Here is a 16,000-nt window from a genome sequence, read left to right on the forward strand (position 1 = left end):
TTATCCGGACGTAATCGCCGATGCAAAACGCAGGTACGGTGCGATTGAGGATCGCGAAACGAGGGACAAGCTATATCGTGTAGTACGTAACAGTGACGGACATCGGTGTGACGTAGTGGTGGACACGGACAGCGGCACGGAGTACCGGCTCGACGAGATCGACCGGCGCATCGTCCACGCGCTGATGTCGGACGCCCGGAACACGTCGGCGCCGATGATCGCCGAGGAGGTCAACGTCTCCCCGGGGACGATCCGGAACAGGATCGACCTGCTCGAGAGCCACGGGATCATCAGGGGGTACGGGGCCGTCGTCGACTTCGAGCGGGCGGACGGGCGGCTGAGCAACCTCTACATGTGTAACGTGCCCGTCTCCGAACGCGAGACGCTCGCGCAGGAGGCGCGCGCCGTCCCGGGGGTCGTCAACGTCCGGGAGCTGATGACCGGCCGGCGGAACCTCCATGTGCTGGCGGTCGGCGAGGACACCGGCGACCTCCGGCGCATCTCCCGGGCGCTCTCGGCGCTCGGCATCGAGATCGAGGACGAGGACCTCGTCCAGAACGAGGAGTTCGACGCGTACTCGCCGTTCGGCCCCGCCGACTCGACGCCCTCGCCCGCGCCGACCGACTTCATCAGCCTGGCGGGCGGCGCCGATGTCGTGGAGGTGACGGTCCGTGCGGACGCCCCCATCACCGGCCACACGCTGGAGGAGGTGGGAAAGCGGGGGGTGATCGACGACCAGACGCTCATCATCGCGATCGAGCGCGACGACGCCGTGTTGACGCCCCGCGGCGGAACGACGATCCGATCCGACGACGTCGTCACCGTCCTCTCCCGCGGCGGGGATCGCGAGGGAACCCTCGACGCGTTCCTCGGCACGGACGACTCCTGATACACCATGTCGCTACCGGCACCGCTCCGCTGGCTGTTTGCGACGGACGAGGTCGTTCACGAGTGTCGCGAGTGCGGCGTCACGGTCGAGGAGGGGGCCGAGGTCTGCCCGAACTGTGGCTCGACCGAGATCGCCCGGTACGAGTTCGAGTGAACCAGTCACGGTCCGCCGACCCCGCAGTTACTCCCGATCCGTCGACCCGGTAGCCGCTCTCGGACGGTCGAACCCCCCGACTCCCCGGCTACTCGCGCCAGAACGTACGCGTGAACAGCAACAGCACCGGGATGATCTCCAGCCGGCCGGCCCACATGAGAAAGACCATGAGCAGCTTCGTGGTCGACGGGAGCGCGAGGTACGACCCGAACGGGCCCAACCGTCCGAACCCCGGCCCGATGTTGCCGAGCGTGGCGAGGCTCCCGCTGATCGCCTCCAGCGGGGTGAGCGGGAGGCCGACCCGGTTCGCGTCGAGCGCGATGAACACGGTGGCGAACGCGAACAGGACGAAGTAGACGAGGCTGAAGACCAGGATGTCCCGGATGGTGTCCTCGTCGATCACCGTCCCGCCGAGTCGAACCGGCTTCACCGCCTCGGGATGGACCGTCGTGAACACCGAGCGGCGCGCCGCCTTGACGATGACCAGCCATCGGACGACCTTGATCCCGCTCCCGGTCGAACCGGCGGAGCCGCCGATGAACATCGCGAACAGGAGGAGGACCTTCCCCTCCGTGCTCCACTGCGCGAAGTCGCTCGTGGCGAACCCGGTCGAGTTCATCAGCGAGCCGATCTGGAACGCCGCCTGTCGGAGCGCGTTCCCGGTCACGCCGTTCGTCGCGCCGCCGAGCGGCAGCGCGGGGGCCGCGCCGGTGAAAAGCAGGACGGCGAGCGTGCCGGTAAGGACGGCGATCGCCCCGATGTAGGCCCTGAACTCGGGGTCCTTCACCACCCGTTCGTGCCGGCCGGCCAGCAGGAACCAGAACAGCGCGAAGTTCGTCCCGGCCACGATCATGAACGGGATGATCGTCCACTGCACGACCGGCGAGAACGCGGCGATGCTGTCGGCCTCCGGCGAGAACCCGCCGGTCGGCAGCGTCGAGAAGGCGTGGGCGACGGCGTTGTACGGGCCCATGTTGGGCGCGAGCCCGGACAGGTGGAGCCCATAGAGGAGGACCGCCAGCAGCACGGTGAAGCCGAAGTACACCTTCCAGAGCACCTGTGCGGTCTCCGAGATGCGCGGGGTGAGCTTCTCGAAGGTCGGTCCCGGCGCCTCGGTGTCCATCAACTGGGCGCCGTTGACGGCGAGTTCCGGGAAGATGGCGACCATCAGCACGATGATCCCCATCCCGCCGAGCCACTGGGTGAGCTGGCGCCACATGAGCAGCGCGTGCGAGTGTTGCTCCAGCGAGATGTCGCCCATCACCGTCGCGCCGGTGGTGGTGAACCCGGACGTCGACTCGAAGAGCGCGTTCACGGGGTGTGCCAGCGTCGACTCGGTGCCGTGGCCGGCGAGCACGTACGGGACGGCCCCGACGAGGCTGACCGAGAACCACGCCAGCCCGACGAAGAGGAACGCCTCCCGCGGCCCGAGGTCCTCGGCCGTGTCGAACCGCTCCAGCCCGGTACCGACGGCGAACGTCAGCACGATGGTCGCGAGGAACGTTGCCACGTCCTCCCCGTAGACGATCGCGAGCAGGAGCGGGACGAGCAGGGCGACCGCGAGGAACTTGACGACGGTCCCCGTGAGCGCGACGCTGTTCCGCCAGTCGACGTGTAGCGACACGGTGGTTCGGTGTGGGCTGCGTCCGGTCTTCCCTTAAGTATCGGTCATCCCGTCGCGTGACGGAAGGCAGCTCCGGGGGCGACCGGAACGACGGAGGACGTCGCTCGCCGCTTCGTTCGTCAGAACATGCTCGGTCAGGGATTTGAACCCTGGTCGTCGGCTCGAAAGGCCAACATGATTGGCCGGACTACACCAACCGAGCGTACCCCTCACTTCCCGTCGGGGTGTGTTAATCGTGTCGAATCGCGGCGCCCGCGTCCGGTCAGGTCCACTCGTCCAGGCCGGTCTGGGTCAGCGACTCCTCGATGCGCTCGAAGCCGCGTTCCACCTCCTCTGCGGGCACCTCCCACTCCTCGACGACGTACTCGCGGGCGGCGGCCACGTCCGGGTCGACCGTCGCGTCCAGGTCGTACTCGTCGGTCGTCGGCGGGTCGAAGAAGAACTCCCTGACCCGCTCGGCGTATGCGATCTCCGCGCCGCGCGCCTCGAGCACCGCGAACAGATCGCCGTGCTCCTTCACGGCCTTCAGCGCCGTCTTCGGGCCGATGCCGGGGACCCCCTCGTTGAAGTCCGTCCCGCAGAGCATCGCGACGTCCACGAGCTGCTCGTAGCTCACGTCGAGGTCCGCCAGGGTCGCCTCCAGGTCCATCAGTTCGGGGTCGCCCGACGAGGTGAGCTTCCGGAGGGTCCGGGGCCCGCCGAACAGCAGCACGTCGTAGTCCTCGCTGCCCGTGTAGTCGACGTCGCCGACGCGGTTCATGTACGCGCACTGGGCCTCGCCCTCCGCGGGCGCCTCGATGACGGGGACGTCGAGCCGGCGTAGCAGCTCGCGGGACGTCTCGTGGATGGTGTCGGTGAGCCGCTGGGTGCGGGCCTCCAGCCGCGCCGCCTCGACGGCGTCCCCGCGGTCCTCGGCCGCCTGCCGCAGCTCCTCGGCCTTCTCGCGCGCCTCGCGACGCTTCGCCACCTCGTCGGCTTTGAGGTCCGTGACGCCCCCGTCGAAGACGAACGCCGGCGTGAGGTCGTGCTCGAGGAACTTCGGGAGCCCCTGGACGATGCCGATGAGGTTGGCCACCTCCTCGCCGTCGGCGGTCGTGTACGCTCCGTCGGCGGTGAACTTCACCGTCGTGGTGAGATAGCGGTAGAGCCAGTTGTGCGCGTCGACGGCGACGCTGCCGCCCACCTCGTCGAACGACACCTCCTCGATCGCCGCGAGCGCGCGGAGGTCTGCGTTTCCCATCGCCGGGGGTACGACGCTCGGGGTGTTGAAACCCCCGAGTCGCGGTCACTCCGCGGCGGTCCGGTCCGGCGGCCCGCGCCCGCGCCGCTCGCGGAGGAACGCCCGCTCCCCGTCGGTGAGGTCCCCCCTGTCCGCGAAGGCGTCCAGTCCGGCGCGGTACCGGTCGGCGTCCCGCGGGGCCACGCGTTCGGCGGGCCGCTCGAGCACCAGTTCCGCGAGACCGGTCTCCTCCCCCGTGAACGCGAAGCCGGCCCTGGAGAGCGCCTCGAAGGCGTACGGGTTGTTCACGGCGATCCGAACCCGCTCGTACCCCCGGTCGGCCGCCCGCGTGCAGACGAACGCGCACAGCCGCGGCCCGTGTCCCTCGCCGCGGCGGTCGTCCCTGACGGTGACGTACCGGAGCCGAAGCGTCCCGGGGTCGGTCCGGTCCTCGTCGAACGAGGCGGCGGCGAGTAACCCGTCCTCCATCGACGCCCCGTCCACCCGGTTCCCCCGCGTCCCCGTCGCCTCCTCGGCCGCGTCGACCTCCTCGGCGGCATCGGCTCCCTCGGCTGCTCCGACTCCCCGGGTTTCCTCGGCGACGGGCTCCCAGCCCTCGGGCGCGATGACCGCCTTCCCGGTGCTCGACACGACGAACTTCCCCGCGTAGGCGTACCGCCGGTAGTCGAGCCTGAGCGTCGGGCCGTCCGGGGGCCACCCGAGCAGGCGCGGCGCCGCGGGAGTCTCCATGCTCGGGCTCGGTCCCCCGGGGGCATGAGCGCCACGGCTTTGACGGGTCCGGCCGAATCAAACGGCATGTTCGGCCCCGGCGACGTCCGCTTCTTCGACGCGGTCGCTGCGCTGTACGACCGCACGATGCCCGCGGCCAGCACGACCGACCTGCAGGCCGGACTCGCGTTCGCCCACCGGCCGCTCGAGCGCGTCCTCGACGTCGGCGGCGGGACGGGGCGGGCCGCCAGGGCGCTCCGGCCGCGCGGCCTCGAGCCGACGGTCGTGGACTTCTCCGGGGGCATGCTCGCCCGCGCGCGCGCCGTTGGCCACCCGGCCATCCGCGCCGACGCCGGACGGCTCCCCGTCCGCGACGACGCCGTCGACGCCGTCGTCGTCGCCGACGCGCTCCACCACTTCCCGTCGCCCGAGGCGGCCGTCGCCGAGTGCACCCGCGCCCTCGGCCCGGGCGGGGTGCTCGTCCTCCGCGAGTTCGACCCGACGACCCGGCGCGGCCGCGCGCTGGTCGCGCTGGAGCACCTCGCGGGCATGGATTCGCGCTTCTTCGCTCCGGCCGAGTTGATCGAACTGCTCGCCGACGAGGGCCTCAGGAGCTACCTCGTCCAGCCCGGCTTCGGGTACACCGTCGTCGGCGTGAAGCCGACCGACGGCGATGGGTAGGGCGGTTCCGCTTCCGTCGCGTCGGTTCCGAACGTTCCCCTCCACTCTCGGTTCGAAGTCGGTCCGTTGGCGGTCCAGCAGGCTCCGGCGGCCCGCGGCTCTCGGCTCGGGGATCGGTTCGTTCGACGGGAAGCGGTTCCCGAAAGCCCCCGCGACCGTCGAGTCGGGGGATCGCGCATTCGGCTGGCACTACCCGGGACCCTCGGTCCCGGGAGGTGCTACGAGAATCGAAGATTCTCGGCACGACGAGACGCCGAAGCCGTCTCGAACCGTCACCCTCGCTCGCGCGAACGGAGGCCAGCCGCCGCGCACCATCGCACGTAGCCGACTCACGGTTTGAACCAGCCGGAACCGGTGATGCGGCGCTCGCCCCGTTTCCATGCGGACGGACGCTTCGAGACGGCCGAACCGCCTCGCCCGACCTCGACTCCGGGGGCCGCCGAGCGGAGAACCCCGAACGTTAAGCGGAACGCCGCGAACGCCCGGACATGGCAGTCGCCGACTTCCTCGATCGCCGGGTCGACGCGGGGGCGCTCCCGCTGGTACTCGGGGACGTGCTGGTCATCCTGGCGTTCATCTACGCGGGATCGACCCGTCACCAGTCAGTCGCCTTCCCGCCCGCGGGGGCCCAGGACCTCGTCACGCTGCTCGTCATCGCCGCGCCGTTCCTCGTCGGGTGGGCCATCGCCGCGCCGCTCGTCGGCGCCTACTCCGCGGGCGCAGTCGAGTCCGCGAAGGCGTCCGTGCCGCTCACGATCCGCTCGTGGATTCCCGCCGCGGTCATCGGGCTTGCGCTCCGGGCCACGCCCTGGGTCGAGGGCGGGGTCGCGCTGGCGTTCGCTCTCGTGATGCTCGTCGTCGGCAGCGTCTCGCTGGCCGTCTGGCGGGTCGTGGCCGCACGGTTCGTCTGAGCGATTCCCTTCCTCGCCCGCCGTCCGTCGCCGTCCGGTTCCGTAACGGCGACGGCTCCGGCTACGTGCCGGAGGAGGACGCGGGACTAGCTCCGTCGAAATCCCCGGAGCCCGGCGAATCCCGTCTTGACCGGGAAGAACGGAGAACGCATCCACCACTACCCTCCTAGTCCGCCGGTTTCACGTTTTGATTCAGCCGGAAGACGTTCTCGGGGTCGTACTTGGCTTTCAGCTCGGCGAGCCGAGCGTAGTTCTCGTCGTAGACGTTCTCCTCACGGCCCTGGCGGTCGCCCTCGAAGTTCGCATACGTCCCGCCGGTCGCACCTTCGGCGAGAGCGTCGTGGCACTCTCGCACCCAAGCGATGCACTCGTCGTCCTTCGCCGAATCCTCCCAGCGCGCGGCAACGGTCACGATGAACTCCACGTCTCGATGCGGATATGCGGTCGCGTTCGGCCCGACGTCGTTGACGGCGCCTCCGACCTGGTGGATGAGGATTTCGGAGTACGGTGTCGGGAATCGGTCAGCGTGTTCGGTGACGGTATCGATCGTCTCCTCGGTGAGTTCCGTGAAGTTCGGCGCCTTCCAGTAGTTCCGGGCCCCCTCCGCGTACAGGTCATCCAGCATGCTTTGAGCCTCCGTATAGCGGGTCGGCGCCACGGCGTCGGCGATGGGATCGCCGTGTTCACGGAGCGGTGCGAGCACCGTCTCACCCTCCCTCAGGTCGCCGGCGTAGAACGGGACGAGTATCAGGACCGTGGTGCCGTGAACGTCGTCCGGGAGGAACGGGAGCGGCGGCGCCGCCACGCTGTTCACCCAGACGCCGCATTCTCGTGGTGCGTTCCGGGTGAACTCCCGGTAATGGGCGAGGACGTCGGGGGCGTCCTCGTACGGGTGGACGATCGGGCCGAAGAGCACTTCGTGGCCGACCTCGTGGAGGTCGAATTCGAACGACGTGACGATCCCGAAGTTGCCACCCCCGCCGCGGACCGCCCAGAAGAGGTCCGCGTTCTCGTCTTCGCTTGCCGTTACTCCCCTCCCGTCCGCAGTGACGACGTCGACCGATCCCAGATTGTCGATCGCCAGGCCGTATTTGCGGCTGAGCCAGCCGATCCCTCCCCCGAGCGTAAGGCCCGCGACGCCCGTGGTCGAGATGACGCCACCGGGCGTGGCGAGGCCGAAGGCCTGCGTTTCGTGGTCGAGGTCGGCCATGGTCGCCCCGGGCCCAACGCGAGCAGTTTGCGCTGCGGGATTGACCCGCACTGACGACATCAGGGACAGGTCGATCATGAGGCCGTCATCACAGACGGCGTTGCCGGCGACGTTGTGGCCGCCACCTTTGACGGCGAGGGGGAGATCGGATTCACGGGCGAAATCGACCGCAGTGATCACGTCGGCCGCTCCGGTGGGACGAACGATGACCGCCGGTTTCCGGTCGATCATCGCGTTCCAGATCGTCCGAGCCTCGTCGTAGGCGTCGTCTCCAGGCCGGAGTACCTCGCCGTGGATCCCCCGAGCGAGCGTTTCGTGTTCCGCGTCGTCTATCGGATCTTTGACTGCCATCGGTCACGCCTCACCCGTGATTCGAAACGGACGTGTGGATAGTTATCTAGTGACGTTTCTGCAGCTCCTGCCGTCCGTGCAGTGTCTGGAAGGGCGAACGCCAGCTACGTTCGAGGCGCGAGCCGCCCTGCGCCCGCCTCTTTCTCGAACGAACGTCACCATCCGCGGACGGCGACGCATCAACCTCTCCGTCGATCACTGCTCCTCACCGACCGACCGTCGGAGTCGGCCGAATACGCGCCCCGTACGCAGCACGGAACTGTGAACGTCCACTGTTGCTGATGGGACTCGCGGTGATCAATGAGCACGCCTACTTGCCGGCTATTCCACGCTCTGGATCGTCGAACGAACGGGTTTTCCGCGGAGTCGCAGGGATGGATTCCGGACCGTTCACCGCGCAGGTGGGCCTCGAGCGGGACCGACTCAGCGCCGGGAGAGGTAGACGCCGATGCCCGACGCGACGACGGCGAAGCAGGCGAGGATGCCGAACAGCGTCGGCGGGTTCGCGTACTGGAGGACCACGCCGGCGACGGTGCCGCCGAGCGCGCCGACGCCGAACACGCCGAGGTAGGTGAAGCCGTACGAGAGGCCGCGCGTGCCCGCCGGGGTGTACTCCGCGACGGTCGCCTGGTAGAACGGCTGGACGACGAACAGCGCGGCGCCGAGGACGAACCCGAGGACGAGCAGGGCGGCGAGCCCGGCGTTCGCGGCCGGGAGGAACAGCACCGCGAGCACGGCAAGCAGGCCGAAGCCGCCGGCGATGCCGTGCTCGACGGGGATGCGATCGGTGAGCTTCCCTCCGACGTACTGGCCGAGGACGCCGACCATCAACAGCCCCGCGTAGAAGTAGTCGCCCGGGCGGACCCGCCGGTCGCCGACCCCTTCGATGCCGAGCGTCTCCAGCACGCCCGCCGGGACGACCGACGAGACCGGCACCGGCCGGAACGCCGGGATGCCGTCGAGCAGATCCGGCATGAACGTGAGGATGCCGCGGTAGTACAGTCCGGAGCACATCACGACGAGGAACACGAGCGCGAACGCGCCGGTGAACAGTTTCGCGCTCTCGCGTCGGAACTCCCCGAGCGACTCGACGCCCGAGGAGGCCTTCGATCCCCCGCCGTCGGTTGCGGTCTCGACCGCCGCGGTCTCGTCGAAGCTGGCGGTCGTCGCGTACGCGGCGGCGACGAGCGCGGGGACGGCGAGCACGGCCGCGACGAGCCGCCAGTCGAAGAACAGCAGGAGGACCGCGGTGAGGAGCGGCCCGAGGCCGATGCCGACGTTGCCCGCGATGCCGTGGAAGGCGAACCCGGAGCCGCGCTCCTCGACGCCCTTCGAGATGAGCGCCAGCCCGGCCGGGTGGTACACGGACGCGGAGACGCCCCAGACGACCATCGCGAGCGTCACGGCGACGAGCCCCGGCGCGGCCCCGAGCAGGAGGAAGGCGGCCGCCATCCCGACGAGGCAGGCGACGATGAGCCGGCGCGAGCCGACGCGGTCGACGAGGATTCCCCCGGGGAGCGCGCCGAGGCCGAACAGGCCGTAGCCGACCGTGACGAGGACGCCGAGCGACGCGGAGGTGACCGCCAGCTCGACCGGCCCGAGGCTGACGACGTCGAAGGCGTCCAGCCAGACGGGGATGAAGATGGGGATCGACAGTTCGTAGGTGTGGACCATCCCGTGGGCCAGCATCACGAGCGCGACGATCGAGCGGTCGTTTCGGTTCACTACGTCGGGGTGCGCGTTTGGGGAACCTGTAAGCGTCGGTTTCGGCAGTCTCCTCGGGGACCGCCGGGCGAGGATCGGGGGTCGAACTGCGGGTGGGAGTCGGGGCCGACTGCGGGGACGAGTCGAGCGGGAGTCAGGGTCGAACTGAGAGGAGTCGAGCGGGAGCCGGGGGCGAGCGTCGGGGGAGAGCGAAACGGCTAACCGACCCCCCTCACAACTCGGAGCCAATGAGCGCGCAGGACTGGCCGCACGACCCGGACGGCGAGGAGGGAAGCGAGGGACGCCGCAAGTACGGACACGCGGTGCTGGTGAAGAAGATCGACGAGGAGGACGACTTCCCGCTCCGGGCGGGCGACTACGTCGAGCGGTTCGGGAACCACCCCGTCAGGCTCGACGCCGACACCGTCGTCTCCGTCTCGGACGTCTTCGCGACCATCGACGAGGACGCGACGTACGACGACATCGTCACGTTCCACAAGGCGGTCGGCGCGGCCATGCGCGAACAGGGGTACTGGACGTACGAGGGGCCGGACGCGTTCGCCCGGTAGTCGTCCGCGGAACGGCGTTCTGCCGCCCGCGGAACCGCACCGGCGATCCTCCTCCCGTACGGAAAACCGACTCGGTGGGGCAGTTGAAACGACCCCTTTCCGATACGATTCAGCGTGAAACCGCTGCGTGGTGGCTCTGCAAACCGAGCAGGGCTTCGTCCATTATTCGCAATCGAACCGATCGCTTAGTGGTCCTAAACTCTGCACTGTCGGGAGATTCCAGTCGTACGTAACCGCAGCTAACCGAGTCGCAACGGTCACTACCGCACACACCCCAGCAGCCGTACTCCCGGTAGCTCCGAACGATCCCGCTAGCCAGTACGCACCTCCGCCGAGGACCGCACAACTCGCATAGAAATCCTCGAAGAGGATGAACGGGGATCGATCGAGAAGAACATCCGCGAACGCACCACCGCCTACGGCGTTGATCGTTGCTACTGCGACGATACCGAACGCTGAAACACCCGCTTCAGTCGCTACGATGGCACCAGTCGTAGCGAAGGCGGCAAGCCCGATGGCATCCGAGACGAGAGCGACCGGATGTGTTTCTGGAGACGACAGGACGACGCTCAGCGTGATCGCTAAGCCAACTCCGAGTAGCCCCAGACCGATTTCGATCGGCGACTGGAGTGCTAACGGAACTCGTGTCACGAGGAGATCGCGCGTCGCTCCACCGGCAAACGCCATTGCCAGCCCAACGATGGTGATCCCGAACAAGTCGAATTCCTCACGGATCGCCTTCGATGATCCGACGAGTGCGAACGCGACCAAGCCGATCGTGTTCATTACGGCAAACGGGCTGCCGAACAGTATCGAGACGAAGTCCTGACTCACTGCTCTCGCCTATGGGAGCGAGTATCTTGAGTGGTGCGTGTCAAATACTCCCCCACTCGAGGCACCTGCGCGAGGGCACCTGCGGTAACTGTACGACCCGTACTGATCATCGAGGCGGCCAACCCGTCTCCTTCTGAGGGTTTCGACGGATCCGACTCGGGAGGGTGACCGAACTACTCCCGTGCCGGCCGCGCGCCGGTCACGTGCTTCTCGAGCGCGCCACGCTCCCACGTCCGCGTCGCGTCGCCGTTCACCTCGTTCCGGAGGCGCTCCTCCAGCAGGTTCACCGCCATCGAGTTCGCCCCCTCGGGGATGATGAGGTCGGCGTGCTTCTTGGTCGGCTCGATGAACTGCTCGTGCATCGGCTTCACCGTCGAGAGGTACTGGTCGATGACGCCCTCCAGGTTCCGCCCCCGATCGATCACGTCGCGCTCGATGCGCCGGAGGATGCGCACGTCGGCGTCGGTCTCGACGTAGAGGCGCAGGTCGAGCATGTCGTTGATCTCGTCGTCGTACAGCGCGAGGATGCCCTCGAGGACGATGACGTCCGTCGGCTCCACCGTCACCGTCTCCTCGGCGCGGTTGTGCACCTCGAAGTCGTACTGGGGCATCTCGACCGACTGGCCCGAGAGCAGCATCCCGAGGTGGTCGCGGAGGAGCGACCACTCGAACGCGTCGGGGTGGTCGTAGTTGACCTCCGCCCGCTCCTCGAGGTCCATGTGCGAGAGGTCCCGGTAGTAGTTGTCGAGCGGGATCCGCGTCACCGCGTCCGCGACGTTCTCGGTGATGAGCCGCGAGACGGTCGTCTTGCCGGCACCGGTGCCCCCGGCGATGCCGACGACGAACGAGGGGTACGTCATCGTCGGAAAGGCGGCCTCCGACGGTTTGAACGCATCGCTCCGTCGCGCCGTCCCCGTCGACGGTCACGTCCCGCCGCGTCCCGAACCGACGTACCTGGTCGCCCTGTGCCGGCCCGTGACCGCACGACTGCGAGTTCCCGCTCATCGGACAGTTTTATAATGGGGTGGGTCATGCTTGCGGGCATGGTGCGTGATATCGACCGTCGAGACGTGCTGAAGAGCGTCGGAGGCGCCGGCGTGGTCGGCCTCGCTGGCTGTATTACACAGGACGGAAACGGTAGCGGGAACGGCGGCGGAAACGGCGGCGGCGAGGACACCCCCGGAGGGGAGGAGACGGACGCCACGGACGACGGGTCCGGCGACTCCTCGCGGACACTCAACCACGGCGTGTTGATGCCGGTCACGGGCGACCTCGCGTCGCTGGGCGGCCCGATCCGCGACGGCGCCATCCTCCCCGCGGCGGTGCTCGAGGGCGAGGACATCCCGTTCGAGATCGACGTCCAGGAGGAGGACTCCCAGACGGACCCCCAGGCGGGCGTCCAGGCGGCGAGTTCGTTCGCGAGCGCCGGCGTCCCGTCGGTGACGGGGGCCGCTTCCTCCGCGGTGAGCCTGCAGGTGTACCAGCAGACGTTCATCCCGAACGGCATCGTCGGCTGTTCGCCGGCGTCGACCTCGCCGGCGATCACCGGCCTCGACGACGACAACCTCATCTTCCGGACCTGCCCGTCGGACGCCCTGCAGGGCCAGGTGATGGCCCAGGTCGGCAGCGAGGAGATCGGCGGCTCGACCGCCTCGGTGATGTACGTCAACAACGACTACGGCCAGGCGCTGAACGACTCGTTCGTCAGCTCCTTCGAGGACGAGTACGGCGGCACGGTGCAGGCGGAGGTCGCGTTCGAACCCGAGCAGGCGTCGTACACGTCGCCGCTGTCGGATGCGATGGGTGACGGCCCGGAGATGCTGATCGTCATCGGCTACCCGGCGTCTGGCATCCAGATCTTCCGCGACTTCTACGCGGACTACGGCACCGACACAGACATCATGGTGACCGACGGCCTGCGCGACTCGACGCTCCCTGACGAGGTCGGCAACGACATGACGAACGTCTACGGGACGTCCCCGCTCGCCCAGGGCCCCGGAACGGACGCGTTCAACCAGCAGTACGAGGACGAGTACGACCGCACGCCCGGCGTGTTCAACGCGCAGGCGTACGACGCGACCGCCGTCTGCCTGCTCGCGAACGCCGCCGCCGGCGAGAACGACGGCGACGCCATCAAGGAGCAGATGCAGGCCGTGGCGAACCCGAACGACGGGACCGAGATCACCCCCGAGAACCTCGCGGAGGGGTTCCGGCTCGTGGCCGAGGGCGAGTCCGTCTACTACCAGGGCGCCTCCTCGAGCGTCGACTTCGACGAGAACGGCGACATGACCGCCGTGACCTACGAGTACTTCCGGTTCAACACGGACGAGGACGACAACATCGAGACCGTCAGCACCGTCGAATTCGAGGCGTAAGTCCGGAACCGCGCGGCAGTTTTCCCGTTTTTCATCCGCTGCCAGCCCCGGCGCTGGCCCCTGCAACCACCGCCGCCGTCCGCGTCGCTCCGCCCATCGGGATACGATCCGCCGGCCGGCGGGTGAACCCCGTCGACCGGCCGGCCCGGGCCTACCGGCAACCGCGCTGGCTACCGCGGGCTTTACGCTGCGGTGTGCGCAGGGGGTTCCCATGCACGTGCTCAGGAACGGGACGGTCGTGGACGCGGACGGCGAGCGGGAGGCGGACGTCGCCGTCGAGGGCGACGGGATCGTCGCCGTGGGCGACGTCGGCCGCGGCGACGCCGAAACCGACGTCTCCGGACGGTACGTCGCGCCCGGCCTCGTCGACAGCCACGTCCACCTGATGTTGGACGGCCGCCCGGACGTCGCCACCGTACAGTCCGAGTCCGCGTTCGATCACGCCTACGCCGCGGCCGCGAACCTCCGGGCCGCCGTCGAGGCGGGCGTGACGACCGTCCGCGACCTCGGCGGACCGGGGACGCTCGCGCTCGACGCGGGTCGCGCCGTGGCCGAGGGTCGGCTCGTCGGCCCGCGCGTGCTCGCGTGCGGGGAAAACATCACGATGACGGGCGGGCACGGCCACTGGTTCGGCCGCGAGGCGGACGGCCCGGACGAGGTCCGAAAGGCGACCCGCGAGCAGCTCAAGCGCGGCGCGGACGTGGTGAAGTGCATGGCGACCGGCGGCGTCCTCACCGAGGGCGCACGGACCGGCGCGCCGGAGCTCACCTACGAGGAGATCGAGGCGCTCGTCGACGCGGCCGCGGCGAAGGACGTCCCGACGGCGGCCCACGCCCACGGCAAGGAGGGGCTGTTGAACGCCGTGGAGGCGGGCATCACGAGCATCGAACACGGGACGTTCATGGACCGCGAGGCCGCCGCGGCGATGGCCGCGGCGGGGACCTACTGGGTGCCGACCGCGAGCGCGCTCTTCGACATCGTGGACAACCCCGACGCCGGCATCCCCCCGTCCGCGATGGCAAAGGCAGAGGCGTCCGCGGAGTCGTTCGTCACCTCATTCGACCACGCGGCCGCCGAGGGCGTGACGGTGGCGATGGGCACCGACGCCGGGACGCCGTTCAACCACTTCGGCGACATCCCCGGGGAGCTGGAGTACATGGTCGAGTACGGGATGACCCCCGCGGAGGCGCTGGAAGCGGCGACGGTGAACGCCGCGGAACTGTGCGGGCTCGACGACGTCGGCCGGGTGTCCGAGGGCTACCGGGCCGACCTCATCGTGCTCGATTCGGACCCGACGGCGGACGCGGGAGCGTGGACCGACCCGGACCACGTGTTCGCCGGCGGCGAGAGGGTCGTCTGACCGTCGCCCAGGGTACCCACGGCTCCCCCGTTCCCCGCCAATCCGCCACACGGCGGGGTCGAAGCGACACCGTTTTAATGTGGTCGCCACTACCGAAGAGTGCACGCCGAAGCCGCGTGATGCACGCTCCGTTGGTGTAGTCCGGCCAATCATATCACCCTCTCACGGTGATGACTTGGGTTCGAATCCCAAACGGAGCACTCCTCCCTCGAACTCGACGCGATCGGGGTAGCCGCCCCGGCGAACGACCCGTCTCAGGACTCGATCTTCTCGACGATATCCCGGGCCTTCTCGCGCGCCTCGTCCCCGTCGTCGACGGCGTCGAGCGGGATCAGCACGCTCTGTATCTCCCAGTCGTCGTTCCCCTCCTCGTGGCCGGTTCGGACCTCGCTCCCCTCGACGACCGATCCGGCCGGTTTGTCGGCCCAGTCGGGCGTGCGGATCTCGTCGAACTCGTCCGGGTCGCGGAAGCGCACGTGGTAGTAGTCGTCGCCCTCCTCGACCTCCTCGACGGATGGCGTATCGGCCATGTCCGGCACATCGGAAGGCGGCGTCAAGAGCGGCGGCCCGACATACGCAAGGGTGCCGTCGACTCCGCGCCACGTCCTCAGCGGGACGGGGACCCGTTCCGGGCAGGCGCCCGACGACGTCGGCTCCGACCGCATAAAAAAGCGACCGGCGAGTGACGTCGCCGGCTCAGTACTGCGGTGCGGGCTGCTGGACGCCGCCGGCCGTCGCCTGCCGTTCGAACGACTCCAGCATCGACCACGTCGAGTTCACCGCGCGGGTGAGCGTGCTCGCACACTCCTGGCAGTGCGAGTGCGGGTGGCGCGCGCACTCGTTCGCACACTCCTGGGCCGCGCTGGCGAACGTCTCCGCCAGGTCCTGGCCGAACGCCGAGTCTCGTGCCATGAACTGGACGTTCAGCGTGGCGAGGTCGGCCACGTCCCGACAGAGCCGGATGCACTCCTCCATCCCCGGCCCCTCGTCGATGCACTGGTCCGCACACCACTCACAGACGATGGCCGCCTGGACGAAGTCGTGGAGCGCGAGTCGCATCTCGCCGGTCAGCGCGTCCTCCATCTCGGTGAGCTGTGGACCGGGCTGTTGCACGGCCCCCTCCTGGGCCTGCTGGGTCCCCATCGGCTGCTGGGGACTCTGCTGTTGAGTCTCGATCTGCTGGGGACCCTGCTGTTGGTACGCCTCGGACCCCTGCTGGGGTCCGGTCCCCTGCTGGATTCCCGACTGGGATCGTCGGTGCCCGCCCGTCGTCTGGCCCGCCCCTCCCATCGAGGGCTGGTCCGTCCCGGTCGCTTCGGTGATGTACTCGGTCGCCATTCGGTTCCCCTCGTCGGACCCCGTCTGGGGCATCTGTTGCTGTTGTGACATCG

The 16,000-nt window shown here is 68.9% G+C and carries 16 protein-coding genes and 2 tRNA genes; 8 read left to right on the plus strand and 10 right to left on the minus strand.

The genetic code is table 11. From position 1 onward, the window contains the following. Window positions 1-184 precede the first annotated feature (184 nt). Together HUG12_RS12585 and HUG12_RS12590 are read left to right on the plus strand one after the other, a co-directional pair. On the plus strand, window positions 185-889 hold the full coding sequence (locus tag HUG12_RS12585) for an Lrp/AsnC family transcriptional regulator (protein WP_218836479.1): 705 nt from the start codon (window positions 185-187) through the stop codon (window positions 887-889). A 6-nt stretch (window positions 890-895) separates the two neighbouring features. Further along, a complete protein-coding gene (locus tag HUG12_RS12590) occupies window positions 896-1,042 on the plus strand; it encodes a zinc-ribbon domain-containing protein (RefSeq protein WP_179269104.1) in 147 nt (48 codons plus the stop codon). An 88-nt stretch (window positions 1,043-1,130) separates the two neighbouring features. Here HUG12_RS12590 and HUG12_RS12595 read toward each other — a convergent pair whose 3' ends face one another. The 4 genes from HUG12_RS12595 to HUG12_RS12610 all read right to left on the minus strand — a co-directional run bounded on the left by HUG12_RS12595 (window position 1,131) and on the right by HUG12_RS12610 (window position 4,635). After that, on the minus strand, window positions 1,131-2,666 hold the full coding sequence (locus HUG12_RS12595; protein WP_179269105.1) for a TrkH family potassium uptake protein: 1,536 nt from the start codon (window positions 2,664-2,666) through the stop codon (window positions 1,131-1,133). 127 nt (window positions 2,667-2,793) lie between these two features. Continuing rightward, a tRNA-Glu gene (locus HUG12_RS12600) sits at window positions 2,794-2,868 on the minus strand. 60 nt (window positions 2,869-2,928) lie between these two features. Further along, window positions 2,929-3,906 (minus strand): flap endonuclease-1, encoded by a 978-nt coding sequence (gene fen / locus HUG12_RS12605; protein ID WP_179269106.1) that lies wholly within the window; start codon window positions 3,904-3,906, stop codon window positions 2,929-2,931. Window positions 3,907-3,951: 45 nt separating this feature from the next. After that, window positions 3,952-4,635 carry a GNAT family N-acetyltransferase gene (locus tag HUG12_RS12610; RefSeq protein ID WP_179269107.1) on the minus strand — a complete coding sequence of 228 codons (684 nt, stop codon included), beginning with the start codon at window positions 4,633-4,635 and terminating at the stop codon, window positions 3,952-3,954. Window positions 4,636-4,701: 66 nt separating this feature from the next. Between HUG12_RS12610 and HUG12_RS12615 the strand changes: the two genes are divergently transcribed. Continuing rightward, entirely contained in the window at window positions 4,702-5,295 is a 594-nt protein-coding gene (locus HUG12_RS12615) for a class I SAM-dependent methyltransferase (RefSeq protein WP_179269108.1), read from the plus strand. A gap of 488 nt (window positions 5,296-5,783) precedes the next feature. Beyond that, a complete protein-coding gene (locus HUG12_RS12620) occupies window positions 5,784-6,206 on the plus strand; it encodes a DUF3054 domain-containing protein (RefSeq protein ID WP_179269109.1) in 423 nt (140 codons plus the stop codon). Window positions 6,207-6,372: 166 nt separating this feature from the next. On the opposite strand, the gene HUG12_RS12625 is transcribed toward HUG12_RS12620, so the two are convergent. After that, window positions 6,373-7,767, minus strand: a complete 1,395-nt coding sequence (locus tag HUG12_RS12625) for an FAD-binding oxidoreductase (protein ID WP_179269110.1) — start codon at window positions 7,765-7,767, stop codon at window positions 6,373-6,375. A gap of 423 nt (window positions 7,768-8,190) precedes the next feature. Next, window positions 8,191-9,492, minus strand: a complete 1,302-nt coding sequence (locus tag HUG12_RS12630) for an MFS transporter (protein WP_345776966.1) — start codon at window positions 9,490-9,492, stop codon at window positions 8,191-8,193. A gap of 227 nt (window positions 9,493-9,719) precedes the next feature. On the opposite strand from HUG12_RS12630, the gene HUG12_RS12635 reads away from it, so the two are divergent. Next, window positions 9,720-10,040, plus strand: a complete 321-nt coding sequence (locus tag HUG12_RS12635) for a DUF5785 family protein (protein WP_179269111.1) — start codon at window positions 9,720-9,722, stop codon at window positions 10,038-10,040. Window positions 10,041-10,202: 162 nt separating this feature from the next. Here the strand turns inward: HUG12_RS12635 and HUG12_RS12640 are convergent, their stop codons facing one another. Both HUG12_RS12640 and udk read right to left on the minus strand, forming a co-directional pair. Beyond that, window positions 10,203-10,826 carry a trimeric intracellular cation channel family protein gene (locus HUG12_RS12640; protein ID WP_394354285.1) on the minus strand — a complete coding sequence of 208 codons (624 nt, stop codon included), beginning with the start codon at window positions 10,824-10,826 and terminating at the stop codon, window positions 10,203-10,205. Window positions 10,827-11,047: 221 nt separating this feature from the next. Then, window positions 11,048-11,734 (minus strand): uridine kinase, encoded by a 687-nt coding sequence (gene udk, locus HUG12_RS12645; protein ID WP_179269113.1) that lies wholly within the window; start codon window positions 11,732-11,734, stop codon window positions 11,048-11,050. A 183-nt stretch (window positions 11,735-11,917) separates the two neighbouring features. Here udk and HUG12_RS12650 point away from each other — a divergent pair, with 183 nt between their 5' ends. From HUG12_RS12650 to HUG12_RS12660, 3 genes are all read left to right on the plus strand, one after another. Further along, window positions 11,918-13,249 carry an ABC transporter substrate-binding protein gene (locus HUG12_RS12650; protein WP_179269114.1) on the plus strand — a complete coding sequence of 444 codons (1,332 nt, stop codon included), beginning with the start codon at window positions 11,918-11,920 and terminating at the stop codon, window positions 13,247-13,249. 211 nt (window positions 13,250-13,460) lie between these two features. Beyond that, window positions 13,461-14,609 (plus strand): metal-dependent hydrolase family protein, encoded by a 1,149-nt coding sequence (locus HUG12_RS12655; RefSeq protein ID WP_179269115.1) that lies wholly within the window; start codon window positions 13,461-13,463, stop codon window positions 14,607-14,609. Between the two features lie 125 nt (window positions 14,610-14,734). Further along, window positions 14,735-14,809 (plus strand) — tRNA-Glu (locus HUG12_RS12660). A 54-nt stretch (window positions 14,810-14,863) separates the two neighbouring features. Here the strand turns inward: HUG12_RS12660 and HUG12_RS12665 are convergent. Continuing rightward, window positions 14,864-15,139 (minus strand): hypothetical protein, encoded by a 276-nt coding sequence (locus HUG12_RS12665; RefSeq protein WP_179269116.1) that lies wholly within the window; start codon window positions 15,137-15,139, stop codon window positions 14,864-14,866. A gap of 166 nt (window positions 15,140-15,305) precedes the next feature. Beyond that, complete coding sequence (locus tag HUG12_RS21500) at window positions 15,306-15,998, minus strand: four-helix bundle copper-binding protein (RefSeq protein ID WP_218836314.1); 693 nt, start codon at window positions 15,996-15,998, stop codon at window positions 15,306-15,308. Window positions 15,999-16,000: the final 2 nt, after the last annotated feature.

The organism is Halorarum salinum, from assembly GCF_013402875.1.
Lineage (GTDB): Archaea > Halobacteriota > Halobacteria > Halobacteriales > Haloferacaceae > Halorarum > Halorarum salinum.

Bases quoted from the DNA above. Each gene is read 5' to 3' on its own strand.
- HUG12_RS12585 (WP_218836479.1), top strand. From the start codon at position 185: ATGTCGGACGCCCGGAACACGTCGGCGCCGATGATCGCCGAGGAGGTC.
- HUG12_RS12590 (WP_179269104.1), top strand. From the start codon at position 896: ATGTCGCTACCGGCACCGCTCCGCTGGCTGTTTGCGACGGACGAGGTC.
- fen (WP_179269106.1), bottom strand. From the start codon at position 3,906: ATGGGAAACGCAGACCTCCGCGCGCTCGCGGCGATCGAGGAGGTGTCG.
- HUG12_RS12610 (WP_179269107.1), bottom strand. From the start codon at position 4,635: ATGGAGACTCCCGCGGCGCCGCGCCTGCTCGGGTGGCCCCCGGACGGC.
- HUG12_RS12615 (WP_179269108.1), top strand. From the start codon at position 4,702: ATGTTCGGCCCCGGCGACGTCCGCTTCTTCGACGCGGTCGCTGCGCTG.
- HUG12_RS12620 (WP_179269109.1), top strand. From the start codon at position 5,784: ATGGCAGTCGCCGACTTCCTCGATCGCCGGGTCGACGCGGGGGCGCTC.
- HUG12_RS12625 (WP_179269110.1), bottom strand. From the start codon at position 7,767: ATGGCAGTCAAAGATCCGATAGACGACGCGGAACACGAAACGCTCGCT.
- HUG12_RS12635 (WP_179269111.1), top strand. From the start codon at position 9,720: ATGAGCGCGCAGGACTGGCCGCACGACCCGGACGGCGAGGAGGGAAGC.
- HUG12_RS12640 (WP_394354285.1), bottom strand. From the start codon at position 10,826: ATGAACACGATCGGCTTGGTCGCGTTCGCACTCGTCGGATCATCGAAG.
- udk (WP_179269113.1), bottom strand. From the start codon at position 11,734: ATGACGTACCCCTCGTTCGTCGTCGGCATCGCCGGGGGCACCGGTGCC.
- HUG12_RS12650 (WP_179269114.1), top strand. From the start codon at position 11,918: ATGGTGCGTGATATCGACCGTCGAGACGTGCTGAAGAGCGTCGGAGGC.
- HUG12_RS12655 (WP_179269115.1), top strand. From the start codon at position 13,461: ATGCACGTGCTCAGGAACGGGACGGTCGTGGACGCGGACGGCGAGCGG.
- HUG12_RS12665 (WP_179269116.1), bottom strand. From the start codon at position 15,139: ATGGCCGATACGCCATCCGTCGAGGAGGTCGAGGAGGGCGACGACTAC.
- HUG12_RS21500 (WP_218836314.1), bottom strand. From the start codon at position 15,998: ATGTCACAACAGCAACAGATGCCCCAGACGGGGTCCGACGAGGGGAAC.